Raw genomic sequence first — 24268 nt, forward strand, 5'->3', positions numbered from 1 at the left:
ACTAAACCCAGGCCAAACCATTCCGCTGCTCCCCGTTGATGTCAACGCGTCACGCGATCATTACCACGTAGAACCCTTAAAAGTACGACACGGGAGACGGGCAGGGCCGGGAGACTACGGCATCCGACTATCCCTGCTGAGCGTACCGAGCATCACCGCGGCGGAGTGCGAACGCATCCTGAAGCGGCAACCCTACAGCTCAATTAGCGATTTCGCGGCCAAAGCGAACCCTTCCAAAGGGCTACTTCAACGGCTGGCAGCCCTGGGCGCGCTTGACCCGCTCTCGCCACAGACCGCTCGGGGCGAGATCATCGCCTACACACGCACTCTGACAGCGCGTACACACGCTACATACAGGCGAAACAGCCGCTCATCAGACACACCCGAGCAGGGCGTCACCGCACCAACCTGCCAACAGGACAACACCGCACAGCCAACGCTCGGCGGGGAGGCGGATACCAAGTTCTGGGAGATGAAGGTCATCGCCCCGTTAACCTCGGCACGCGCACAGGACGAACAGCAACACCCAGAACACGATACATTGGAGCACGAACCCGCTCCCCACCCCATTGAGTCATACCGCCCGCTCCTGGACAGCATCGGGGTCACCCCTTCCGGGGAGCTCCTCGCCCTTCCTGATAACACCGAGGTTATGGTGGCCGGCATTCGCGTCACTGCCCAGACCCTGCCCTCGCACAGCAGTAAGCGAGCTCTCCGAGTTGCCCTTGATGACGGCAGCGGATGCGCCGAGATCACGCTCCTCGGCCAGGCCCAGAAATCGTCCGATTCACTACACTTCGGCACGCGACTGATGGTCGTGGCGGGCACCACACACCGCAGCAAGGAGACCGGTCTATCCGTACGAGCTACCAAGGTATGGGATCTTGCCCAGCTCTGGTCCGGGTTCACGACGCAGAGGGGTGCGTAAAAAGTTTCGCTAGCCGAGGCGCAGTCCGGCGGCCACGGGAGGCAATCCGGATATCACCAGTCGAACCCCCCTCGGATCAAATACAAGGAAGCAGACCGCGCACGACCGCGAAGCGAAACTCACCAGCATCACGGTTACCCCCAGCGGTGAGCAGCACCGAGCGAAGCACCATCTGCATCTGCATCTGCATGATTGGCCGCGAGCAGCACTGCTAGCCGGAAACCGACTCTCCCGCCCCGCCATCAGCAGAATCTTTACCATCCATATATTGAGTGGGAATAGCAAGCTCTTGGCCAGCCTCGAGGTCGGAGGAGTCCAGCCGATTGAGCGAAAGGATATCGCTGATCACATCGCGCGGGTCACTCGAGGGAGCCAAGCGCTGGGCCAACCCCCAGAGACTATCTCCCGAGTTAACCGTAATGTAGGTGAGCCCCTGCGACGGTGCGGAGGAGGCGATGGCCGAGCCCGACATAAACAAAATCCCTGAAAGGGCGACCAACGTAAGAAGGAGAGCAATCACGCCGACGAGGACCACACGCCCTCGGTTAGTGAGGCGAAGCCGAGTCTTCACGCGATACTCGGTAATTCCCAGGCCATCCGTAACCGTAGATACGCTCGGCGGTACGGAAACATCTTGGTCAAAAATACTGTGACCCAGTATGCGGTGTTCCCTGTCGTTTGGAACCGAAGCGCCACGCAACAACAGATCCTGGGGCAGCCGCTCCCTCGCGGAGGGGCTCTGGCCTGGTCGGTAAGGCACCGAGGCCATCCGCACCGGGTCATACGAGTAACCACCGCTGAGAACGGGGCGCCCCAGTACCTCATAATCGCCCACCGCTCTCTGCGGGGTAGGCCTGCGAGCGACTCCTGATCCAGACATCGACTCACGTACAAGCGTTGTCTCGTGCGGGAAAGAAATGATGTTACTCATGGGTTCCTCCTTCAACAGATGCCCGGCAAGCTGAAACTCCCAGCCCTTATCGAATCTCTGTTTCGAATATATCTTCGATTATTCGAATAATCAAGCAAATCTTCGGCTAATTTTTCAAAACTTCTCGCGACACTCGAATATATGTTTGCCATGTTTCTGAAACATCACTACAGTTTTGGGTACGGCACCGGCTTGACCAGCGGCGCTAGCAGTACTCAATCAGAGACCACTGACATCGGGAGTTCCGCCCGCACACCATCACGTCCATCGACCTAATAGGGAGAACCGCATGAGCGACATCACCGGCGAGGCAGCGACTGCCCCGCCACGGCGGCGGCGTAAAAACCTCAGCGCAAAACAGGTCGCCATCATGGAGGTCATTCAAAACGCGGTCAAGCAGCAGGGCTACCCACCCAGCATGCGCGAGATTGGAGATGCGGTCGGCTTATCCTCCCTCTCAAGCGTTACTCACCAACTCAATCAGCTTGAGTTGAGTGGATACCTACGCCGCGATCCGAACCGTCCACGCGCCCTCGAAATCCTCATCGAGTTGCCCAACTCAGGCGAAAGAGCATCTCCCGCGGGCTCTTCGCCCTCCGAAATCACACCGCCCAGCCCCATCGGCGACGCCGCGATGGTCCCTCTCGTGGGCCGCATCGCTGCCGGGATTCCGATCACCGCCGAGCAGCAGGTTGAAGAAGTTGTCCCACTCCCTCGTCAGCTCGTCGGTAAGGGCGAACTGTTCATGCTCCGGGTGGTCGGTGATTCAATGGTTGATGCCGCCATCTGTGACGGTGATTTTGTCGTGGTGCGTCAACAAAATACGGCCGATAACGGCGATATAGTCGCGGCAATGCTCGATGATGAGGCCACGGTCAAAGTCTTTAAGCAGCGTGACGGTCACACCTGGCTGCTTCCCCGCAACACCGCATTCGAGCCCATCCTCGGCGACTACGCCCAGGTTCTGGGCAAGGTCGTTGCGGTTCTGCGTTCAATCAAATAACGTTCGGTGGGATAGCACCCGACCAAACGATGCCCTGCTCGGTCCGATAAAACTCAGTCAGGTGCCGCTCAGCCGAGTGCATCCTTGACGCCACGAACGAGGAGGTGCCCCAACCCAACGGGGTTAGGGCACCTCCTCGTTCCCAGGCGGACCTAGAGATTATGCTACCCGCGTGCGGCGCGCGTGGCCTCCAGAATGTTAGTCAGGCTAGCCGTCGTCTCCTCATAGCCACGCGTTTTGAGACCGCAGTCCGGATTGATCCACACTTGGCTCGCGGGGATCTCGCCCAGGGCTGTCGCGATCAACTCACTGATCTCGGCGACGCTGGGGACTCGGGGCGAGTGGATATCGTAGACGCCCGGCCCGATGCCGTGATCAAACCCGCTCGCCTTAATATCGTGCACCACCTCCATCTTGGAGCGGGCCGCCTCGATGCTCGTTACGTCGGCATCCAACGCGCGAATCGCGTCAATGACAACGCCGAATTCCGAGTAGCACAGATGCGTATGGATCTGTGTGGCATCCGCCGCACCGGCGGTTGACAGGCGAAACGAGTTAACCGACCAGTCGAGGTAGTCTGCTTGGTCGGCGACTTTGAGGGGCAATAACTCGCGCAGAGCGGGCTCGTCCACCTGGATGATACCGATACCGGCTTCCTCCAGATCAGCGATCTCATCGCGCAGGGCGAGAGCAACCTGGTTGGCCGTTTCGGCGAGCGGTTGATCGTCACGCACGAACGACCAGGCGAGAATTGTCACGGGACCGGTCAGCATCCCCTTGACCGGCTTCTCGGTCAGCGATTGAGTGAAGGCGCTCCACTCAACCGTGAACGGCGCAGGACGGGACACATCGCCCCAGAGCAGCGAGGGACGGGTGGCTCGGGTGCCGTACGACTGCACCCACCCGTTCTGGGTCACGTCGAAACCATCAAAGTTCTCGGCAAAATACTGCACCATATCGTTGCGCTCGGGTTCACCGTGCACAAGGACGTCAAGGCCGATCTCCTCCTGCAAAGCCACCACGCGACGAATCTCCTCACGCAGAAACTCGTTGTACTGCGCCTCAGTAATATCACCGCGCACAAACGATGCGCGAGCACGGCGGATGTCCCCCGTCTGCGGGAAAGATCCGATCGTTGTCGTGGGCAGGTCAGGCAGGTTGAGCGCCGCAGCCTGGGCGGCTACCCGGGCAGCATACTCACCTCGCGAGAAGTCGTCAGCGGTGAGTGCGGCTGTGCGAGCACGCACAACCGGATCGTGCACACCGGGAGCCGCCAGCCGATCGGCAAGAGCCGCGGCGGAGGCGGCCAACTCGGCGGAGATGCTCCCCCGTCCGTTGACGAGGCCTGTGGCGAGAGTGGCAATCTGGCCCACCTTCTGCTCCGCAAATGCTAGCCAACTCTTCAGCTGATCACTCAGGTACGGTTCATCATTCACATCGTGTGGCACATGCTGTAGCGACGTGGAACTCGCGACAGCCACAGCCCCGGAACCCAGCCCACGCAGAGCCTCAAGCGTGTCCGCGGCCACGGTGAGGTCGCCGCGCCACACGTTGTGTCCATCCACCACGCCACCCACCAGAGTCTTAGCCTCCAGGCCGGGCGTAAACTCGGGCAGACTGCCCCGCACAAGGTCGAGACTGATGGCCTCGACGGCGGTTCCAGCCAGCACAGGCAGGGCGTCATCAAGACTCGCATAGGGAGCCGCAACAAAAATCTGCGGACGATCCGTGTCGTCGCCCAATTCGCGGTAGGCCTTCTCTGCTGCGGTGAGCACCGTCAAACGGTCCTCGTTGAGGCTCTCGCTCACGAGGCCGGGCTCGTCCAGCTGGACCCACTCAGCACCGGCGGCACGCAGAGCTCTTAGCAACTCCCGATACACGGGCAACAGGTCGGCCAGGCGTGACAGGGGGCGGAAGCCCTCAGGGGCATCCTCGCTGGCTTTACTCAGCAGTAGGAAAGTCACGGGGCCCACAATCACGGGACGCGTTACGTAGCCCTGTGCAACGGCTTCCGCATACTGCGCAACGAGACGGGTCGAGGCCAGGTGGAAGTTGGTTTCTGGCCCGATCTCGGGCACTGAATAGTGGTAGTTGGTGTCGAACCACTTGGTCATCTCAACGGGCAGGTGCTCGCCTTCACCACGGGCAATCGTAAAGTACCCTGCCAGATCGACGGCGCCCTCAGCATCCTCCAGATAGCTAAATCGGGCGGGCGTGGCCCCCACTGTGACCGCGGCATCCAGCACCTGGTCGTAGTAGCTAAACGACTCAGGGATCGCGGAACCGCGACCATCGAGGCCCAGTTCAACGAGTCGGTCGCGGGTAGCGGCCCGCAGTTCAGCGCTCACCCGCTCCAACTCAGCCGCCGTGATATCGCCCTTCCAGAACGACTCAACGGCGCGCTTCAGCTCGCGGCGGCGACCGATACGGGGATAACCCAGGATCGTTCCGGTGGGAAAAGGTGCTGGTGTGCTCATGCGATTTCCTTGTCAAATGGATGGGTGGTGATCACTCCGAGCTCGCGGAGAACCGAGAGCGCGGACTGGTGTCTATTGAAGGTGTAAAGATGGATGCCGGGGGCCCCCGACTCAATCAGCTCCGTTGCGAGGCGGGTCGTGTGGGCCACACCGTACTCCGGGGCAAAACCGTCTGCAGCCTGAAAATCGGCGAGCAGGTCGGCGGGGGCGACTTGTCCGGCTAACTCGGAAACTTTGCGCAACTGGGCCTCGGTCGATACAGGCATCAGCCCCGGCAAGATCGGGATGCTCACACCTGCCTCGCGCGCCGCAGCGACGTAGTCGAGGTAGTCGTCGGCGTAGAAAAAAAGTTGAGTAATAGCAAACTCGGCACCGGCCTCCTGCTTAGCCAGCAGCGCTAACACGTCCTGATGCTTCGTTTCAGAACGTATATGACCGTTAGGAAACGCGGCGATGCACACTCGCCCGGCGGCTGGCCCGGCACCCGCCAGACCCACATCCGGCGCGTGCTCGGCGACACGGCGCGCCACGGTGGCGCGAATCAACCGCACGAGTTCGGCGGTGTCACCCAACTCGCCCAGTTCAACCTCCTCCTCGGGGACTCCCGCGGGCGGGTCACCCCGCAGTGCAAGAAAGTCGTAGACACCCGCGGCACAGAACTCAGCAACCAACTGTTCGATTTCGGCACGCGTCGAGCCGATCGAGGTGAGGTGCGCGAGGGGTTTCGCTGTCGTGTGCTCGCGGATGTATCGGAGCAAGTCGAGCGAAGAATCACGGCTTGACCCACTCGCACCGTAGGTTACCGAGATAAAATCCGGACCAGCCGCCGCAAGATTCTGGACGGTATGCCCGAGTGAGAGGGCCGCGCGGGCGCTGCGGGCAGGGAACACCTCAAAAGAAAACGGCACGAACCCGCCGCGCGCAGCGGCGCTCACAGCCCACCGGCCCAGGTGACGGAACCGCCCAGCTCCTCGGCCGCTAGACGGGTACCCTCCACACGGGCGGTGATCTTCGCAAACGCGATGTCACGAGCCGCATCCGGTGACCCGTGCCGAGGCTTGTCGTCAATCGAAAAGGGTGAAAATCCGCAATCATCCGTTGAACCGAGACGCTCAGCGGGCACGTAGCGCGCGGCCGACACGATCTGAGCCCGCACCTCATCGACCGACTCCACCCGCGGCTGCTTGGGATCGGTCACACCGATCAGCACCTGCTGTGCCACCCCGCCGGCTGAGGGTCGGAGAGTTCGGCCAATCAACTCGTAGACCCGCTCACGATCAGGCTCACTCGCGAGTTGCACAAGGAAATAACCGGCATCCAGTTGAAACAGTTCGGGCAATAACTGTGCGTAGTCTACGTCGGCGCTGTGAGCTGAATCCAGATCGCTGCCCGGGCATGTATGCAGACCGATATTAGCTCGCTCAGATGCCGTAAACCGCTCAAAAACGCGGTTGTTTAGCTCGATAAAGTCACCCAGCAGCTTCCGCCCTGTCCAGGGATTACGGGCGTCACCGCGCAGCGCGAGGCGCCCCTCTGTGAAGTCAATCGAAACCCGGCTAGCCCCAGCAGCAAATGTACGCCGAATATCCAACTCACACTCATCGACGAGGTCCCCGAGAAACTCATCACGACGATAACCGTCAATCTGCCCATCCAGCGGGTAGAGCAGGGAGAGCAGAGAGGGCGCGATCACGGCCTGTTTGAGTGGGAGTTCTGTGAGGGGGCGCGCAGCGATCACGTTCGAGGCGGCATAGCTGCGGTAGGCAAACGGCCCGGCGGTGAGGCGCGGTAACTGACGGTGGTGTCCGTCCTCGAATATCGCAAAGTATTGACCGTCGAGGGCGAGGTTCTCGCCTAACTCGGCACCGCCCAGCGTCTCCGCAAACGGGTAGGTGGCAAAACTCGACACCCGCTGCTCACCGTCCGTGATGAGTGGCGAACCTGTCGCCGCAAAGCGCTCAAGGGTATCCGCCACGGCAAGATCCTGCTCACGCTCAACCTGATCCCTCCCGATGAGTCCGGCATCGTAATCAATGAGTGCGCTCTGCAGGCGGGTCGGGCGCGGCAGAGAACCAACGGGTTCAGTACGAAGGGTCACACGACCTCCAGGGGAAGAGCGGATGCCGCTGACACCGCTCGCTCACAGGCACGGCCCAACGACAGTACGGACTGTCGGGGCGGGTGCCGGGCTCGGCTGTCGCTCCGCCCGCGATGCAGACCGCAGGCTTAGCAGCAGACTAGCAGCAGACCCGAGGAGACCTGCAACCCGGCCATCATTCTGTGACGGAGTGTGACACGACCGAGTTCTGTGCGGATCCACTGCGCACACGGAGCAGTCGGTAGCCCTTGCTCGTGGCCGTACGGCTCACACAGAAATTAGCTGGGAGCTCATCCTCTAACCAGCGGTGAAGGGAGTCGGAGCCCAGGTTTCGCTGCACGACCAGATAGGCATCGGACCCCTGCTCCAGGCGAGGCAGCCAGCTGAGCAGCATGTCGTGCAGCACCTTTTTTCCCACGCGAATGGGTGGGTTCGACCAGATGGCTGAGAAACGGATGTCGTCGGGCACGTCCTCGGGACGGGCAGTACGAATATTGGTCACGCCCACAGCATCGGCGTTGAGTCGCACGAGTTCACGTGCCCGGTCGTTCACATCAACCGCCCAGACGGTACTCTCGGGTGATTCCAACGCCGCGGTGAGGCCGATCGGACCCCAGCCGCAACCCAGATCAAGAATATTACCGGTGGCAGGTGGCTCCGGCACATAATCGAGAAGTACCTGGGTGCCCTGGTCCAGCCGGTCGGGGCTAAAAACCCCGCCTGCTGTGGTCAGATTGCGTGTGGCCCCCGCCAGCATCACCGAAATTGATTTCGGCCGAAAGCTGCTCTCCGGGGTCGAGGTAAAATAGTGGTCTCCGCCCATTGGACCAGTATCCCAGACTTCCCGCGTTCCGAGAGCCAGGGTATCCTGGGGCGTAATGACTACTAGTTCGGGCACCTCAGACGATAACACCACCCCGGAAAGCACCGATTCGGATGCACCCACTACCCGCGATGAGGCGGCGGTTGACCGCGTGCTTGGGGCGGCTGCGGCGACCGCGTCAGGCTTCTCCCTCTTTCGCGATGGTGCAGCCCAGGCTCTCGACCGCACGGTTGATCGGCATTTCCGTAGCTCTTCCGACGGCGACCAATTTGACCGCGACGACCGCAATGCCCTGAAACGGGTGGCCGGACTCTCCACCGAGCTCGACGACGTCACCGAGGTTGAATACCGCCAACTACGCCTCGAAAACGTGGTGTTGATCGGGGTGTATTCGCAGGGCACACTCGCCGAGGCGGAAAACTCCATGCACGAGCTGGCCGCCCTGGCCGAGACCGCCGGAGCTGTTGTGCTTGATGGGCTGCTCCAGCGCCGCCCCTACCCCGACCCGAGCACCTACCTCGGCAAGGGAAAGGCCATGCAACTGCGTGACACCGTTGCTGCCCTCGGGGCCGACACCGTCATCGCTGACAGCGAGCTTTCTCCCAGCCAACGGCGCGCCCTGGAAGATGTGGTGAAGGTGAAGGTCATCGACCGCACCGCCGTCATCCTTGATATCTTCAGCCAACACGCCAAAAGCCGCGAGGGTAAAGCCCAGGTGGAGCTGGCCCAGCTGGAGTATCTGCTCCCCCGTCTCCGCGGCTGGGGAGATTCGATGTCCCGCCAGGCCGGCGGCCAGGTGGGTGGCGCGGGGGCCGGGATGGGCTCGCGCGGCCCCGGTGAGACCAAAATTGAACTCGACCGCCGCCGCATCCACATCAGGATGTCCAAACTACGCAAACAGATTGCCGCGATGGCACCGGCCCGTGAGGCCAAACGCGCCAACCGCAAGCGCCACCAGGTGCCCTCGGTCACGATCGTGGGTTACACAAACGCCGGCAAGTCAAGTCTGCTCAACCGCATCACCCATGCCGGGCTACTCGTAGAGAATGCCCTCTTCGCTACCCTCGACTCAACCGTGCGCCGCACCGAGACCGCGGATGGTCGCGAGTACACTCTCGCCGATACCGTCGGCTTTGTGCGCAACCTGCCCCATCAATTGGTCGAAGCATTCCAGTCCACGTTCGAGGAGGCTCGGAACGCTGACCTCATCGTGCACGTCGTGGATGCGTCCCACCCGGATCCCGCAGGGCAGATCGGTACCGTGCGCGACGTGCTCGGCGAAGCCGGGGCCCGCGGGGTTCCAGAGCTTGTTGTTTTTAATAAAGCGGATTTGATCGGTGATGGTGATCGCTTGGTACTGCGGGGGCTAGAACCTGGCTCGGTGTTTGTGTCGGCACGCACTGGTGAGGGAGTCCCGGAACTACTCACCCGCATTGACGGGCTCATTCCCGATCCCTCCGTAGATATGACCGTACTCATCCCTTTCAATCGCGGCGAGCTTGTGGCCGCGCTGCACGAAAACAACCGGGTGCTGAGTGTGGACTATGTGGAGGGTGGAACCCTGGTCCACACTCTCGTCTCCCCCGACTTGGCGGCACAGTTAGAAGAGTTTCGCCGGCAGCCTGAGTGAATGCCCCGCGAAACGCGGAGAACGTTACGCGACTCTCCGGCGCTGAAAGACGTACCGCACACGGCCGGATTAGAAGGGCAGTGTTACCCGACCGCGAAAGGTGAGCTCCGCCGGGCCGGAAAGCGACACATGCTCGCCTTCCTCAGTGGGAAACATCCGCACAGCAACGCGCCCACCGGGCACATCGACACGCCAGTGGTGCGGGGCTGAAGCACCGGCCCAGTGCCTGATAGCAAGGGCCGCGGCAACGGCACCGGTTCCGCACGATAGAGTTTCTCCGCTGCCTCGCTCATGTACGCGCATCCGAATTTGCCCCACCCCGTCGTGCACGAGCGGGTCTTCTGGGACCACAAACTCTACGTTTGCTCCGTCTGGGGCGGGCGGGTCAAGCTGGGGTGGGTAGTTGAGGTCGAGGTCGGCCAACTCTTCAGAATGAGAGAGCGCAACGACCACGTGCGGATTACCCACGTTGATGCCGAGCCCCGGCCGAGCGACGGCCAGATCACGGGCACGCACAAGCGGCTCGCCCCCGTCCAGCCGCCAGCGGCCCATATCTACCTGGTACCCGGTACGATTGCGCTGCACATCTTTCACACCAGCCCGTGTGCCCAAAACGAGAGTCTCACCCATGTTGAGGTCAACCAGGCCCTCACTCAGCAGGTAGTGGGCAAAAACGCGGATACCATTGCCGCACATCTCGGACACACTCCCGTCCGCGTTCCAATAGTCCATAAACCACTCGGCAGCGGGGTCACTGGCCAGGCAGGCTTCTCCTTCAGGGAGATGACGGGATCGCACGACGCGGATAAAACCATCGGCACCAATACCAAAGTGGCGGTCGCAGATCCACGCGATCTGTTCGGCGGTCAGCTGGGTGTCGCCCTCCGGGTCGCTGAACAGCACGAAGTCGTTGCCCGTTCCGTGTCCTTTAACAAAGCTGATGGTGGAAGTCATCCCACCAGCCTACCCCGGAGAAGGGGTGCAGCCGAGAGCGAGCTTGACCCGATTGGGATCGGTCGTGTCGAGCCAGGTGAGACCGGGGTACCGTTTAAACCAGCTCACCTGACGGCGGGAATACTTGCGCGTGAGGTTCTGCGTACGAGTGATGGCCTCCTCCTCAGAGAGCTCACCGCGCAACTGTGCGAGCGCCTGGGCATAGCCGATAGCACGACACGCTGTCGGCCCCTCGCTAAGGCCGAGGGGAATAAGTCTCTCCACCTCGTCCAGCAACCCCTCCCGCCATATCTGGCGCACGCGCTCATCCAGCCGCGCGACAAGCGCAGCACGATCATCCCGCAGACCAATCAGCTTGGCGGGCTGCCAGGGCACGGGAACCGCTGGCAATACCCCGCTAAAGGACGCGCCGGTGATTTCGATGACCTCAAGCGCCCGAACAATCCGGGGCAGATTTTCCCGCCCGATGTTGTGAGCAGCCACAGGGTCGAGCCGTTCGAGCCGTTCGTGCAGCACCCGCACCCCGTGCTTCTGCAACTCAGCCTCCAGCCGGGCCCGCACGACCGCGTCAGTCGCGGGAAACTCAAACTCGAAGACCGCAGCCGATACGTAAAGCCCTGAACCGCCGACAAGGATCGGTACAGCGCCGCGCTGCTGAATCTCGGTGATGCTCCGTCGCGCTGACTTCTGATAGGCCGCAGCGGTCGATTCATCGGTAACGGCGAGTGTATCTAGTTGGTGATGTGGGATGCCACGACGCTCAACCATCGACAGCTTGGCTGTGCCGATATCCATGCCCCGGTAGAGCTGCATAGCGTCAGCGTTCACGATCTCGGCCCGTTCCCCGCGCGCCGCGAGACGCTCAGCGAGGTCGATCGAGAGAGCGCTCTTACCCGAACCGGTAGGTCCTACAACGACGTACATCGCGGGTGTGGCGTGTTCGCTCACGTGGTCTAGCGCTCGTCGTCGCGGAGGTCGTAAATGGGCGTGGTCGCGACACGAACGGTGGGCAATCCCAGCGATACACGAGGCTTACCAGATGCCCCGCCGGGCGCGTTTACGGGTTCGGGTACCGCACACGAGTCGAGCTCTCGACGATCCCACGCATCGCCAGAACGGGTGCGTCGGACCATGAGCGGTGTGCCATCACTGACGGTGGCGAGAAGATGGAACGGGGCAGCATGGGTGGTCTGCACGCTCACTATGTCGCCAGGACGGGGAATCTCGCTCCCGGGGGGTACGTCAAAGTGCACCAGACGAGAGTCTTCGGCACGGCCAGACATCCGGTTTGTATCCGAGTCTTTGCGACCTTCACCATTGGCCACAAGAACCTCCACACGGCGGCCGATCTGCTTCTGGTTCTCTTCAAGCGAGATGCGATCCTGGAGGGCGGCAAGCCGATTATAACGGTCCTGGACAACCTCCTTAGGAACCTGTCCTTCCATAGTGGCCGCAGGGGTGCCGGGGCGGATGGAGTATTGAAAGGTAAAGGCGGTCGCGAAACGTGCTTGCTCGACCACCCGCATCGTCTCTAGGAAATCTTCTTCGGTCTCGCCGGGAAAGCCAACGATAATATCGGTGCTGATAGCCGCATGTGGGATCTGTGCGCGCACGCGCTCCAGGATTCCCAGGAACTTCTGTGATCGGTATGAGCGCCGCATCGCTTTGAGGATCCGGTCGGAACCGGATTGCAACGGCATATGGAGCTGCGGCATGACGTTAGGAGTCTCAGCCATAGCATCGATCACATCGTCGGTAAACGCGGCGGGATGCGGGCTCGTAAATCGTACGCGCTCCAGCCCCTCAATCTGACCTGTCGCCCGCAGTAACTCAGCAAAAGCGCTACGGTTACCAAACTCCACACCGTAGGTATTAACGTTCTGACCCAGCAAAGTCACCTCGATAGCACCATCTTCGACCAGAGCATTGATCTCAGCAAGGATCTCGCCAGGGCGGCGGTCCTTTTCCCGCCCACGAAGGGTGGGCACGATACAGAAGGTGCAGGTGTTGTTGCAGCCGACCGAGATCGACACCCAACCGCTATAACTGGAATCGCGCTTAGTCGGGAGCGTGGAGGGAAAAGTGTCCAGGGCTTCCAAGATCTCGATCTGGGCCTCATTATTGTGACGCGATCGTTCCAGCAAGCTCGGCAGTGCCCCCATATTATGGGTGCCAAAAACCACGTCAACCCACGGAGCTTTCGCAAGAATAATATTTTTGTCCTTCTGAGCGAGACACCCTCCCACAGCAATCTGCATTCCCTCGTTTTTGCGCTTGACGCTCGCGAGGTATCCGAGATTGCCATAAAGCTTGTTGTCGGCGTTCTCGCGCACGGCGCACGTGTTGATCACCACAACATCAGCCGTATCGGAGTCAGCTGGAACATAGCCAGCAGCCTCCATCGCGCCGCTCAACCGCTCGGAGTCGTGTACATTCATCTGACACCCATAGGTACGCACCTGATAGGTACGCGACGTACCGTCGGCTCGCAGTGCGGCCGGTGAGGGCACAATAACGGTCGGGGATTCCAGCAAACTCATGAACTCCATTTTATCGTTGATTCTGTAGAGTTTCATCGATGTTCACAACTGAGGTGCACTATCTATCGAAAGGTGACAGAACCAGAGCCTTTCCGGGAGGGGCCAAGAGCTTTTCGCACCGCATCACGAACCATACCGGACGAGTAGCCACGACGAATCAGATAGGCGGTGAGTCGACGCTCCGCTACATCCCGTTCAAGGGAACCCAAACGGCGAGCCCTGTCAACAGCAGCATCGAGCACCAGCTGCTGTTCAGCATCCTCATCTATCACTTCAAGGGCAGCAGCGATGATGTGATCTGGCAAACCGCGCTGTGCTAACTCTCGGCGAATAACCGACGGCCCTTGCTTCTTACGCCCAAGAAGCTTCTCAACCAGGACCTCAGCCAACGTGGCGTCGTTAACATAACCCCGTCCGCAAAAATCGGCCAGTAGATCCTCTGCCTGATTCTCGTCGGCCCCCTCCTCACGCAGGGCACGGCGGGTTTCTTCTTCGGATAGTTGCTTACGCGCCAATCGGGCAAGAACTCGGGTCTCGATCTCCTCGTGAGTGGGCGGAACAAAGCCACCTTCGTAATCGTCGGGCTCCACAGTGGCGTCCTCGGACGAACGACCTGTCCGCAGGCCGGGCAGCACAGCCGGAAGAGCAGAGACTTCCTCCCGCGTTCCTCCGTACGCCCGGACCCCTGAGACAACCGCACCGCGCCGGGCCTGCAGAGAAGTCACAACTGCGAGCCTTTCATCCGGTAACGCCACAACAGAGTCTTGCCTCTTCCGCACCGGTCTCTCCCCCGCCCGCCCGGTGGCTTCTTCGGAGGGTACCCACTCATCGCTGTTACCAGGCGGAAACCCGGAAGAACTGTTACCAGGGTCAGCGGGCGGAGGAAGGAACCGTACGGTCATCAGCTATGCACCGCGCTTCGCGGCGATCTTTTTCTCGATCGGGACGGGCGTCTCACTGGTCTTCGCTGCCGCGGCGGCGGCGACAGCAGCCTCATCGGCGGCATCTCCTATGCCAAGCTTCACCTTAATCTTGCGCTCGATCTCGTTAGCAATGGCGGGGTTCTCCAGCAACAGGCGGCGGGCATTTTCTTTACCCTGACCGAGCTGGTCACCCTCGTAGGTATACCAGGAGCCACTTTTCTTCACGATCTCGTGCTCCACACCAAAGTCAATCAGACTGCCCTCACGGGAGATTCCCGTACCGTAGAGGATATCGAATTCGGCCTGTTTGAACGGCGGTGCCATCTTATTCTTAACCACCTTGACGCGGGTGCGGTTACCAACAGCGTCCGTCCCTTCCTTTAGCGTCTCAATACGGCGGATGTCAAGTCGCACCGAGGCGTAAAATTTAAGCGCCTTACCACCGGCGGTGGTCTCGGGGCTACCGAAGAACACACCGATCTTTTCACGCAACTGGTTGATAAAGATCATGGTGGTGTTGGTCTGGTTGAGACCGCCCGTGAGCTTACGCAGAGCCTGAGACATCAATCGCGCCTGCAGACCCACGTGCGAATCCCCCATATCGCCGTCAATCTCGGCGCGAGGAACGAGGGCGGCCACAGAGTCAATGACGACAAGGTCAATCGAGCCGGAGCGCACAAGCATATCCGCAATCTCTAACGCCTGCTCACCCGTATCGGGCTGCGACACGAGCAAGGCGTCGATATCAACGCCAAGCTTTTCCGCGTAGCTGGGATCAAGCGCGTGCTCCGCATCAATGAAAGCGGCAATACCACCGGCTCGCTGGGCATTGGCAATCGCGTGCAGTGTCAGCGTGGTTTTACCCGAGGACTCGGGGCCGTAGATCTCGATGATGCGGCCGCGGGGCAGGCCACCCACGCCGAGCGCAACATCGAGGGCAATAGATCCGGTAGGGATGACCTCAACGGGAGCGCGCTCATCGCTGCCGAGGCGCATCACGGATCCCTTACCGAACTGACGGTCAATCTGACTCAGTGCCGTTTCGAGGGCTTTTTCGCGGTCAGTTGCTGATGGCATTGCGTTCTCCTTGCGTGGTACGGGCGACCGGTGTCGCTAGTGGATACGCCCACAGGCTGTCGCGCTGGGCTAATCCGACCCGAAGGTGAGGATTCGCTTGCTAACGACAAGGCGTTGGCTCTCATTTGTCCTACCTGAACCGTACGAGACACCACTGACATTCGCTCATCAGACGGCACCCATAGGGAACAACTAGGGTCAAACTTGACCTGTTGAGGAGACTACCAAGAACCGAACATATATTCGAAAGCACTGACGGCGTGTCGAAACCACCGCACAAAAGCGATCAGTCATTACCGCTACCGCTCAGGGCGACCGCGACCGTGCCAACGATCAGGGGGAACATCCATTTCGCGGCATAGGGCATGCCACACATCATCGACCGAGACTCCCTCTGACAGGGCTAGATCAGCGCTACGACTCCCCAGCTCCGTAATGAGAACATCCCGAATGAGCGTGGAGCCGTAGCTGTCGCCAAACTCTTCACTCACGGCAGACCGGAACTCACTCAGTCGCACAAAAGCTCTTCCGCTGCCCGCGCCTAACGACGGACAAGACCCGCATCAAAACCGGCAACCAGGTCTGCCGGCACGGTGTCAGGAACGGAATCACCCGTGACCCGATCAATGCCCTCCATAACGGCCAACCGGCCGCTCACCTCACTCATGATGATAGACAACGGCGTGCCTAGCGCATCTGCAACCGCAGCAAGAATCTCGCTTGAGGCCTCTTTCTGACCACGCTCAACCTCACTCAAATACCCCAGCGCAACACTGGCGTCTCCGGCCACCTGGCGCAGAGTGCGCCCCTTCTGAAGGCGAAAATCACGAAGAACGTCACCAATTTCCTGACGTACGAGAACCACGTTCACCCTCCTCTACCTCTGACCGTAATGACGAATTTCTACCACACAATGTGGCAGTTCTGCGACAACTCTATGCATATATCCTGAAGATACGTTGTAAGCGTCACCCACTGTAACCCGATTCTTACGCGTGATATTCCCCACACCACACCCCCGAGTTAAAGCGCACGAATACGACCAGTTTAGCGGATTTTTGCGGACAATAGGTGCACCAGTTCCTCACGGAGAAGACCGAGCGCTGCCCCGACCGTTGCCACACGTATCTGTTGACGGTCACCCTCGAACCGAAACTCAACATGCCGTTCTCCCCGCTCCGAGGAGAGCCCCACAAAGACGACCCCCGCAGGCTGCCCCGTAGCCGGGTCGGGATCGGGACCGGCAACACCCGTCGTGGCGATACCCACACCGGCATACTGACCGGAAACAGCGCACGTCCGACGGACGCCCGCAGCCATCTGACGGGCAACCTCAGGATGCACGGGGCCATACTCCCCCAGCAGCACCCGACTCACTCCGAGAAGGGACCGTTTGAGCTCGGTATCGTAGGCCACGATACCGCCACTCACCACCGCAGATGCGCCGGGCACAGACACCAACTCCCCCACCAGCAGCCCACCGGTGAGCGACTCTGCCACGGCACACCGCAACCCGAGCGCCCTCGCACGCGCGACACATTCGGCAGCAACCTGGGCAAGAGGCTCGAACACGAGCTAGGCCTGAGGGGAAGGTCGGGTACGCGACGCCACAGCGGTGCGCACATAATCGAGACCGCTGAGGACGGTGAGGACCACCGCGAGGGACATCAGCACAACATCCACCGGTACAATCCAGGAGCCCCACAGAGATTCGAGCGGGAGCAGGGCCAACGAGATCGCGACAGCCTGCACGAGCGTCTTGAGCTTACCCATCCATGCCGCAGCAATGACGACGTGACTATTAGCCCGCACCAGCCGATCAACGGTAACACCAATTTCCCGCACCAGAATGATAATCGTTACCCACCAGGGCAGCTCGCTCAGGAGAGAGAGGCTGACCAGCGCCGCACCCGTCAGAAGTTTGTCAGCGATCGGATCAAGTAACTTACCCAGATCGGTGACCTGGTTGTTTCGACGAGCGAGGAACCCATCCACCCAATCGGTCGAAATGGCCACAATGAAGAGAACAGCACCCCACCAACGAGCTGCGCCTGCCTCGCCACCCGAGACCACCAGCCAGAAGCACAGCGGGGTGAGCAGCATCCGGATTCCCGTGATGACGTTTGGAGAGTTCCAGTTTCTCGTTGGGGCGTGAGGTACAGACACAGTGCGAGTCTAGCGTCCGGGAGACAAGCGCACACCCCTCCAGAATCGCGGGTTACTCCCGTCCGGTGAGCCCCCAGGCATCCTCATCACTGTCAGCCTCAACGATGTCGAGGTTGCCATAGGCCGCTGCGAAGTCATGATCGCTCTCGGGAATTACCGCGGTGTCCACCCCGTGGGAGGAGAACGGGTTAGCGTCGGTAACGGAGGTCGGGATGGGCTCAGTGATCGGGTCGGTGCGTGGCGGAACTGTCGGGAGCTGCGCCGGGGCTGGCTGCACCGTTGGGGTTGGCGGCGGGGACGAATCCTCGCCGCGGAGACGAGCGAGAACACGGGGAAGCTCGTCCTGGGTAACCAGAACATCCCGGGCCTTCGACCCCTCGGAGGGTCCTACGATCTCGCGGGACTCCAACAGATCCATCAGGCGCCCAGCCTTCGCAAAACCCACACGCAACTTACGCTGGAGCATTGAGGTCGAGCCAAACTGGGTCGAGATGACAAGCTCGGTAGCCGCAAGCAGCACCTCAAGATCGTCGCCGATATCGGAGTCAATCTCTTTCTTCGCCCCGCTGGTGGCAACATCCTGGCGATAGTCGGGGATGGCCTGAGTCTTGACGTGGCGAACAACACGCTCGATCTCTTCCTCGCTCACCCAGGCACCCTGTACCCGCACCGCTTTGGACTCGCCCATCGGCAGGAAGAGCCCATCCCCCTGGCCGATCAGCTTATCGGCACCCGGCTGGTCCAGGATCACTCGCGAATCGGTGACACTCGCCACGGCAAACGCCAGGCGACTGGGCACATTGGCCTTAATGAGACCCGTCACCACGTCAACGCTGGGCCGCTGAGTAGCGAGCACGAGATGGATACCGGCCGCTCGGGCCAATTGTGTGATCCGCACAATCGAGTCCTCGACATCCCGCGGAGCAACCATCATCAGATCGGCAAGTTCATCAACCACCACGAGCAGATAGGGGTAGGGCTTGAGCGTCCGCTGGCTTCCCTCGGGAAGCACCAGATCGCCCTTCCGCACGGACGCGTTAAAGTCATCAATATGACGGAAACCAAAGCTTTGCAGATCGTCATATCGCATATCCATCTCTTTAACTACCCACTGCAGCGCCTCAGCAGCTTTCTTGGGGTTCGTAATGATGGGGGTGATCAGGTGAGGTACACCCTGATAGGCGGTCAACTCAACGCGCTTAGGATCAACCAGAACCATTCTCACATCGGCCGGGGTTGAGCGCATGAGCAGGCTCGTAACCATGGAGTTGATGAAGCTCGACTTACCCGATCCGGTTGAGCCGGCCACCAGGAGGTGCGGCATCTTCGCCAGGTTGGCAACGACAAAACCACCCTCAACATCCTTGCCGACGCCGATCGTAAGTGGGTGCGTAGCCTTGGCCGCAACCGGCGAACGCAGCACATCGCCGAGGGAAACCGTCTCGCGATCAGTGTTGGGGATTTCGACACCGATCGCGCTCTTACCCGGAATCGGGGACAAGATACGAACCTCGTTACTCGCGACCGCGTAGGAGAGGTTTTTACCCAGGGCAGTCACCCGCTCCACCTTAACGCCGGGGCCCAGCTCAATCTCGTAGCGTGTCACGGTGGGGCCACGAGAGAATCCGGTAACCTTAGCATCCACCGAAAACTGCGTGAGAACAGAGGTAATGGCGGCGACGATATCGTCATTCGCCTGCGACCGGGTTTTGGACGGGCTGCCCAGTTCCAGGGAAGAGGCGTCAGGCAGTACATACTCGCGCTGCGCAGAGGGCGGGGCGGTTTCGGCCAGTGGGACGACTGGTCGCGGTGCAACCTCATCGTTGTTGGGATCAACACCGAAGTCGCCATACTGAGCGGTGGAGTCATCACTCAGGCCGGACGATTTGAACCCGGATGGGACGTCCGCCACGGCTTGCTCGGCATGGCTCAGGTCACCGAAAAGCCCGGTAGGGTACACGCCGGTGGCGGCAGTATCGCCGACGGGGGCCTGTTCAAGAGCACTGTCAAAGCCCGTGGCACCGGCGCCGGGCACCCCGAGCACATCGGTCACCGCCGCAGGTTTCTCATAGTCGGGATCGACCTCGCGCTGCGAGGAGTTACGCCGCCACCAGGGTAGTTCTCCCCCGCTGGGCGTCTCGTCCTCGTCTAACGAAATCAGCGCGTTAACATCCTCGACAGTCTGCTTAGACGTACGCGTTTTGGCTCGGCGCTCGGCCGCTGGCTCGGCACTGGAATCGCGCGGCTCGGCACCGAACAGGTACACGTAGCAATCATGTATGCGCTCGGGCAGCTTGTTGGGCGGCGTCTTCGTAACAATAAAGAGCGACAGAATAAGGAGCAAAATGACGACGGCGCTTGACCCGTACACGGTAAGAATCGCGGTGAGCGGCGCGGCAATCATCCAGCCGAGAAGACCGCCAGCGGTAGCCAACTGAACCATACCCTGGCTGGGGGAGGGCTGACCGCCAAAGATGTGGCAGAGGCCGGAAATAGACAGGAGCAGCAGAGCAAGGCCAATCGTGATGCGGCGATTATCGTGCACGCTGCTCGGGTTATTGAAAAGCCAGAGCGCAAAAAGCACCATGAGGACCGGCAGCCCAAACGCCACCCGGCCAAAGAGTCCGCCAAAGCTCCAGGCGTCAATCTGCTGCGCCACAGGGTTACCCATCAAGAACCACTCGACAATCGCACCGGCCACAGCGAGCACAATCAGCAGGAGGGGAATACCATCACGACGCTCCTCCGGCGCAATCTTCTCGACGCGGAAGGCGCGGCAGAGCCCACCGATACCGTGAGCTGTACCCACCCATAAGCGAGTGAGGATACCGGGCTGGGCATCCGCGCTGAAGGCGACCGTCCGAGCGGTTGCAGGTGAGCCCTTTTTTGCTCCAACGGCACGGGACGACGACGTGGACGTCGTGCGTCCTTTTGACGTTGGTTTCGTGGCCATGGGTCAACGGTACAAGATGGCCCCGATATTCCGGGCTAGCGGGGCGGCGTGTGCATAACCGAGGGAGAATAGCAGGCCCGGCTGCACGGCACAATTTCCCTAGTCGAGAACACGACGCAGCATCGAGTACACGGCGTAGCCACCGCGACGTACGGGTAGCTCCCACGCACCCACGAAGTGATGATCGTAGCCACCAAAAGAACGCTTGAACGTGCTGAAGCCAGCCCAGGGGTGCTCTGGATCGCCAGCGGGAGCAACCCCGTAGAAGTCAAACTCGCGCTTTCCCTCTGCCCGCGCATCCAGCATCATCTGGGTGACGAGGATATTCCCCGGGTGCAGGCGACGGTGCTCGTAGTCGGCGGCGGCATGAGCATAATAACGGCGCTCCTCGTCATCGTAGACGAGGGATGCCGCGACCGGATCCCCCTCGACATCGACAAAGTACAACCGCCCACGACCCTCCGGCAGTAGGGCGCGGGCCTGCGCCCGGAAATATTCATCACTGTGCGCTTTCATACCGGTCTGTGCGGCTACACCCGCGAGCAAAGTGAGGAGGACCTCAACATCATCTGGGTTGTCACTTGACCGAACGGACAAGCCCTTCTTTGCGTAGTTGCGGTACAGATTGCGTCCGGTTTTTGACATATCCCCAAGGATCTCGTCCTCACTGCGGGTGAGATCTACCCGCCATGTCTGCTCTGGCTGCACAGCGGAAGTCGGTCTCAACCCGGCGGCCTCTAGGATGCGCGTGGTCGCGGCATCCCTCGGTTCACTCCCCGCGGTGAGACCCGTCGGCTCCACACGAACAAACGCGGCCCCCAGACGCTTGGCCTGGGCCACCATCGAGCCGAGGGCGGCGGGCAACGCAGCGGAGGACTCCAACTCGGGGCCATACGGCGCATACAGTCGCGAGTTCATGCGGCCCTTCTCCAGGATCGCCTGGTAACGCCAGCCGTCGCCAGCATCCGCCACCACCTCGCGCCCGAGGCTCGACTGAAACCGCCCCCAGGCGGGGGTCTGCAGAATATGTGTCATGACACCTTCGTACGCACGCACGGCGCGGATAGGCAACGGAACCCGTTGCGGGGAGATTAGGCCTCGATGACCACGGGAACGATCATGGCGCGGCGACGCAGACGCTGGGCAACCCAGCGGCCGATCGTGCGGCGCATGACCTGTTGCAGGGCGTGCTGGTCGCGCACGCCATTACCAACAGCCTCGGACAGCGCCGCAATAACCTTGGGCTTGACCTCATCAAAAACGTGATCGCCCTCGGCAACACCCTTTGCGTGGATCTCCGGACCAACGATTACACGACCGGTGGCCGACTCGATGACAACAATCACCGAGATAAAACCCTCTTCACCAAGAATTCGGCGATCTTTCAGATCGGCCTCGGTGATCTCGCCCACACTTGACCCGTCAACATACACATAGCCGAGATCATATTGACCCACGACACGCGCAACGCCACCCTTGAGGTCGATCACGGTGCCGTCATCCGCAAGAATCACGTTCTGCTCGGGCACGCCCGTCTCGATTGCCAGCTTGGCGTTCGCCGCCAGGTGGCGATACTCCCCGTGCACAGGAAGCACATTCCTGGGCTTGAGGATGTTGTAACAGTAGAGCAACTCACCCGCAGCTGCGTGACCGGAAACGTGTACCTTTGCGTTGCCCTTATGCACAACGTTGGCACCCAGTTTGGTGAGTCGGTCGATGACGCGGTAGACCGCGTTCTCGTTACCGGGGATGAGGCTGGAGGCGAGAATAACGGTGTCGCCCTCCCCCACCTCAATCTTGTGCTCCATGTTAGCCATACGACTCAGCACAGCCATCGGCTCGCCCTGTGACCCCGTGCTCATGAAGACAATCTTGTCCTCCGGCACGTTATCGGTCTTGCGGTAGTCAATGAGTACGTTATCGGGTACTTTGAGGTAGCCGAGATCGGCGGCGATCCCCATGTTGCGCACCATCGAGCGACCCAGTAGGGCGACGCGGCGGCCGTGGGCATGGGCGGCATCCAGAACCTGTTGAACACGGTGGATGTGGCTGGAGAAGCTGGCAATAATTACGCGACGCGGAGCCTTGGCAATAACGGATTCCAGTACGGGTCCGATATCACGCTCCAACGGTGTAAAGCCGGGAACCTCGGCATTGGTTGAGTCAACCAAGAAGAGATCAATGCCTTCCTCGCCGAGACGAGCAAAAGCACGCAGATCAGTGAGACGACCGTCAAGTGGCAGTTGATCCATTTTGAAGTCACCCGTAGCGAGGACCAGGCCGGCCTCCGTGCGAATCGCCACGGCCAACGCATCCGGGATGGAGTGGTTGACGGCCACAAACTCCAGGCTGAATGGTCCCATCTCTTCAATATCACCCTCACGCACCGTGAGGGTGTACGGCTTAATGCGATGCTCTTTGAGCTTGGCCTCAATCAGTGCGAGCGTAAGCGTTGATCCCACGAGTGGGATATCCGAACGCAACTTCAGCAGATAGGGCACCGCGCCGATGTGGTCCTCGTGGCCGTGTGTGAGCACAACGGCGACCACATCGTCGAGACGGTCACGCACGATCGAGAAGTCGGGCAGAATGAGGTCAACGCCCGGCTGGTGCTCCTCGGGGAAGAGCACGCCGCAATCGACGATGAGAAGCTTGCCGTTCATTTCAAAAACGGTCATATTCCGGCCGACCTCACCGAGGCCACCGACGGGCGTTACCCGCAGCGTTCCCGGTTCGAGCGCGGACGGTTCGTAGACGTTGCTTGGCACACGTCCTCCTGTTTCTAGCGGGTCGTTCCCGCAATCTTGGGTAGGGCTCCGCCGGCAGCCGCATTGCGGTCCGGTCGGAAATTACTGAGGTCGAGGCCGGGCAGATCGCGTACCAGAGCGAGGTCATCCTCGATCTGTGCGGCTTCCCACTCCTCCGGCCCAACGAGGGGCAGACGTACACGCGGGCTACCGATGCGACCCAGGCCGTGCAGGATGTACTTGACAGCGATCGTCCCCGGAACGTGGGTCATCGACGCCCGGACTAGAGGCTCCAGCTTCTTGTGTGCATCGGTCGCCGACGCCAGATCTCCGCGGTTGACCGCATCAACCATCTGGCGGTAGGGAGTGGCCGTGACGTTGGCTGAAACACCAATGAGGCCGCTGGCCCCAATCGAGAGGTGCGGCAGCACGTTGGCGTCATCACCCGAAAAATACATGAGATCGGTCTGGTTGAGCACACGACTCACCTCACTGAAATCGCCCTTGGCGTCCTTTACCGCGAGAATATTGGGGTGCTTTGAGAGGCGCAGAATGGTCTCATATTCGATCGGCACACCCGTGCGACCCGGGATATCATACAGGATGACCGGCAGATCTGTCGCATCCGCAATCATCCGAAAGTGGGTGAGAATGCCTGCCTGGGTAGGCTTGTTATAGTACGGAGTGACGATCATCACGCCGTCTGCACCAGCCTTCTCGCTGGCCCGGTAAAGTTCAATCGCATGCGCGGTCTCGTTAGAGCCGCCCCCCGTGATGATCTTCGCGCGGCCATCCGCCACGCGCTTACCCACCTCAACGAGCCTGAGCTTCTCAGGGTCGGTGAGGGTGGAGGTCTCACCGGTGGTACCGGCGACAACGATACCGTCGGCACCAGCGTTGATAACGTCATCCATGTGCCGCTCAACCGCAGGCCAATCAACCTCTCCATCGGAGGTGAAGGGGGTGACCAACGCCACCAGGACCTGTCCAAAGGGATTCTCTACAGTAGCCACGCCCT

General features: G+C 60.7%; 21 protein-coding genes and 1 pseudogene. 4 read left to right on the forward strand and 18 right to left on the reverse strand.

What is annotated here, in order from left to right; all coding sequences use genetic code 11:
* Window positions 1–25: 25 nt before the first annotated feature.
* Both FB466_RS14000 and FB466_RS13720 read left to right on the forward strand, forming a co-directional pair.
* Window positions 26–277, forward strand: a pseudogene (locus FB466_RS14000) (helix-hairpin-helix domain-containing protein); the annotation flags it as partial.
* Window positions 278–472: 195 nt separating this feature from the next.
* Complete coding sequence (locus FB466_RS13720; protein WP_246054565.1) at window positions 473–928, forward strand: hypothetical protein; 456 nt, start codon at window positions 473–475, stop codon at window positions 926–928.
* 211 nt (window positions 929–1139) lie between these two features.
* Here FB466_RS13720 and FB466_RS06705 read toward each other — a convergent pair whose 3' ends face one another.
* Window positions 1140–1859 (reverse strand): LysM peptidoglycan-binding domain-containing protein, encoded by a 720-nt coding sequence (locus tag FB466_RS06705; RefSeq protein ID WP_246054566.1) that lies wholly within the window; start codon window positions 1857–1859, stop codon window positions 1140–1142.
* 298 nt (window positions 1860–2157) lie between these two features.
* Between FB466_RS06705 and lexA the strand changes: the two genes are divergently transcribed.
* On the forward strand, window positions 2158–2862 hold the full coding sequence (gene lexA / locus FB466_RS06710) for a transcriptional repressor LexA (protein ID WP_425460905.1): 705 nt from the start codon (window positions 2158–2160) through the stop codon (window positions 2860–2862).
* Window positions 2863–3026: 164 nt separating this feature from the next.
* Here lexA and metE read toward each other — a convergent pair whose 3' ends face one another.
* The 4 genes from metE to FB466_RS06730 form a co-directional block, all read right to left on the reverse strand.
* Window positions 3027–5339, reverse strand: coding sequence for a 5-methyltetrahydropteroyltriglutamate--homocysteine S-methyltransferase (gene metE / locus FB466_RS06715; RefSeq protein ID WP_141917064.1), 2313 nt, complete (start codon window positions 5337–5339; stop codon window positions 3027–3029).
* Window positions 5336–6247: a methylenetetrahydrofolate reductase gene (locus FB466_RS06720; RefSeq protein ID WP_246054567.1), complete on the reverse strand. Its 912-nt coding sequence runs from the start codon at window positions 6245–6247 to the stop codon at window positions 5336–5338. The genes metE and FB466_RS06720 overlap by 4 nt, the downstream gene beginning before the upstream one ends.
* A gap of 23 nt (window positions 6248–6270) precedes the next feature.
* Window positions 6271–7437, reverse strand: coding sequence for a uroporphyrinogen decarboxylase/cobalamine-independent methonine synthase family protein (locus FB466_RS06725; protein WP_141917067.1), 1167 nt, complete (start codon window positions 7435–7437; stop codon window positions 6271–6273).
* Window positions 7438–7612: 175 nt separating this feature from the next.
* A complete protein-coding gene (locus tag FB466_RS06730) occupies window positions 7613–8260 on the reverse strand; it encodes a class I SAM-dependent methyltransferase (protein WP_141917877.1) in 648 nt (215 codons plus the stop codon).
* A gap of 55 nt (window positions 8261–8315) precedes the next feature.
* Here FB466_RS06730 and hflX point away from each other — a divergent pair, with 55 nt between their 5' ends.
* Window positions 8316–9890: a GTPase HflX gene (gene hflX / locus FB466_RS06735; protein WP_141917069.1), complete on the forward strand. Its 1575-nt coding sequence runs from the start codon at window positions 8316–8318 to the stop codon at window positions 9888–9890.
* 69 nt (window positions 9891–9959) lie between these two features.
* On the opposite strand, the gene dapF is transcribed toward hflX, so the two are convergent.
* The 13 genes from dapF to dapA form a co-directional block, all read right to left on the reverse strand.
* On the reverse strand, window positions 9960–10844 hold the full coding sequence (gene dapF / locus FB466_RS06740; protein ID WP_141917071.1) for a diaminopimelate epimerase: 885 nt from the start codon (window positions 10842–10844) through the stop codon (window positions 9960–9962).
* A gap of 9 nt (window positions 10845–10853) precedes the next feature.
* Window positions 10854–11768, reverse strand: a complete 915-nt coding sequence (gene miaA / locus FB466_RS06745) for a tRNA (adenosine(37)-N6)-dimethylallyltransferase MiaA (protein ID WP_141917879.1) — start codon at window positions 11766–11768, stop codon at window positions 10854–10856.
* 29 nt (window positions 11769–11797) lie between these two features.
* The gene (gene miaB, locus FB466_RS06750; RefSeq protein WP_141917073.1) at window positions 11798–13384 is read right to left on the reverse strand and encodes a tRNA (N6-isopentenyl adenosine(37)-C2)-methylthiotransferase MiaB; all 1587 of its coding nucleotides are present in this window, start codon (window positions 13382–13384) and stop codon (window positions 11798–11800) included.
* Window positions 13385–13446: 62 nt separating this feature from the next.
* A complete protein-coding gene (locus tag FB466_RS06755) occupies window positions 13447–14109 on the reverse strand; it encodes a regulatory protein RecX (RefSeq protein WP_170206054.1) in 663 nt (220 codons plus the stop codon).
* Window positions 14110–14289: 180 nt separating this feature from the next.
* Window positions 14290–15384: a recombinase RecA gene (recA, locus tag FB466_RS06760; RefSeq protein WP_141917076.1), complete on the reverse strand. Its 1095-nt coding sequence runs from the start codon at window positions 15382–15384 to the stop codon at window positions 14290–14292.
* 299 nt (window positions 15385–15683) lie between these two features.
* Entirely contained in the window at window positions 15684–15902 is a 219-nt protein-coding gene (locus FB466_RS06765) for a DUF3046 domain-containing protein (protein ID WP_141917078.1), read from the reverse strand.
* Between the two features lie 23 nt (window positions 15903–15925).
* Window positions 15926–16249: a helix-turn-helix domain-containing protein gene (locus tag FB466_RS06770; protein WP_141917080.1), complete on the reverse strand. Its 324-nt coding sequence runs from the start codon at window positions 16247–16249 to the stop codon at window positions 15926–15928.
* A 182-nt stretch (window positions 16250–16431) separates the two neighbouring features.
* The gene (locus FB466_RS06775) at window positions 16432–16956 is read right to left on the reverse strand and encodes a CinA family protein (RefSeq protein WP_141917081.1); all 525 of its coding nucleotides are present in this window, start codon (window positions 16954–16956) and stop codon (window positions 16432–16434) included.
* Between the two features lie 3 nt (window positions 16957–16959).
* On the reverse strand, window positions 16960–17550 hold the full coding sequence (gene pgsA, locus FB466_RS06780; protein ID WP_281285161.1) for a CDP-diacylglycerol--glycerol-3-phosphate 3-phosphatidyltransferase: 591 nt from the start codon (window positions 17548–17550) through the stop codon (window positions 16960–16962).
* Window positions 17551–17602: 52 nt separating this feature from the next.
* Window positions 17603–20503, reverse strand: coding sequence for an FtsK/SpoIIIE family DNA translocase (locus FB466_RS06785; protein ID WP_141917083.1), 2901 nt, complete (start codon window positions 20501–20503; stop codon window positions 17603–17605).
* 99 nt (window positions 20504–20602) lie between these two features.
* On the reverse strand, window positions 20603–21538 hold the full coding sequence (locus FB466_RS06790) for a lipid II:glycine glycyltransferase FemX (RefSeq protein ID WP_141917085.1): 936 nt from the start codon (window positions 21536–21538) through the stop codon (window positions 20603–20605).
* Between the two features lie 56 nt (window positions 21539–21594).
* Complete coding sequence (locus FB466_RS06795; protein WP_141917086.1) at window positions 21595–23271, reverse strand: ribonuclease J; 1677 nt, start codon at window positions 23269–23271, stop codon at window positions 21595–21597.
* 14 nt (window positions 23272–23285) lie between these two features.
* Window positions 23286–24263 (reverse strand): 4-hydroxy-tetrahydrodipicolinate synthase, encoded by a 978-nt coding sequence (dapA, locus tag FB466_RS06800; RefSeq protein ID WP_141917088.1) that lies wholly within the window; start codon window positions 24261–24263, stop codon window positions 23286–23288.
* Between the last annotated feature and the right edge of the window lie 5 nt (window positions 24264–24268).

It is taken from the genome of Klugiella xanthotipulae (assembly GCF_006716695.1).
GTDB classification, from domain to species: Bacteria; Actinomycetota; Actinomycetes; order Actinomycetales; family Microbacteriaceae; genus Klugiella; species Klugiella xanthotipulae.

What these genes read in the sequence shown, in the direction of transcription:
- FB466_RS06790 (WP_141917085.1), bottom strand. Translation starts at nt 21,538, where the DNA reads ATGACACATATTCTGCAGACCCCCGCCTGGGGGCGGTTTCAGTCGAGC.
- miaB (WP_141917073.1), bottom strand. Translation starts at nt 13,384, where the DNA reads ATGAGTTTGCTGGAATCCCCGACCGTTATTGTGCCCTCACCGGCCGCA.
- FB466_RS06730 (WP_141917877.1), bottom strand. Translation starts at nt 8,260, where the DNA reads ATGGGCGGAGACCACTATTTTACCTCGACCCCGGAGAGCAGCTTTCGG.
- recA (WP_141917076.1), bottom strand. Translation starts at nt 15,384, where the DNA reads ATGCCATCAGCAACTGACCGCGAAAAAGCCCTCGAAACGGCACTGAGT.
- FB466_RS06785 (WP_141917083.1), bottom strand. Translation starts at nt 20,503, where the DNA reads ATGGCCACGAAACCAACGTCAAAAGGACGCACGACGTCCACGTCGTCG.
- miaA (WP_141917879.1), bottom strand. Translation starts at nt 11,768, where the DNA reads ATGTACGTCGTTGTAGGACCTACCGGTTCGGGTAAGAGCGCTCTCTCG.
- dapF (WP_141917071.1), bottom strand. Translation starts at nt 10,844, where the DNA reads ATGACTTCCACCATCAGCTTTGTTAAAGGACACGGAACGGGCAACGAC.
- hflX (WP_141917069.1), top strand. Translation starts at nt 8,316, where the DNA reads ATGACTACTAGTTCGGGCACCTCAGACGATAACACCACCCCGGAAAGC.
- FB466_RS13720 (WP_246054565.1), top strand. Translation starts at nt 473, where the DNA reads ATGAAGGTCATCGCCCCGTTAACCTCGGCACGCGCACAGGACGAACAG.
- metE (WP_141917064.1), bottom strand. Translation starts at nt 5,339, where the DNA reads ATGAGCACACCAGCACCTTTTCCCACCGGAACGATCCTGGGTTATCCC.
- FB466_RS06705 (WP_246054566.1), bottom strand. Translation starts at nt 1,859, where the DNA reads ATGAGTAACATCATTTCTTTCCCGCACGAGACAACGCTTGTACGTGAG.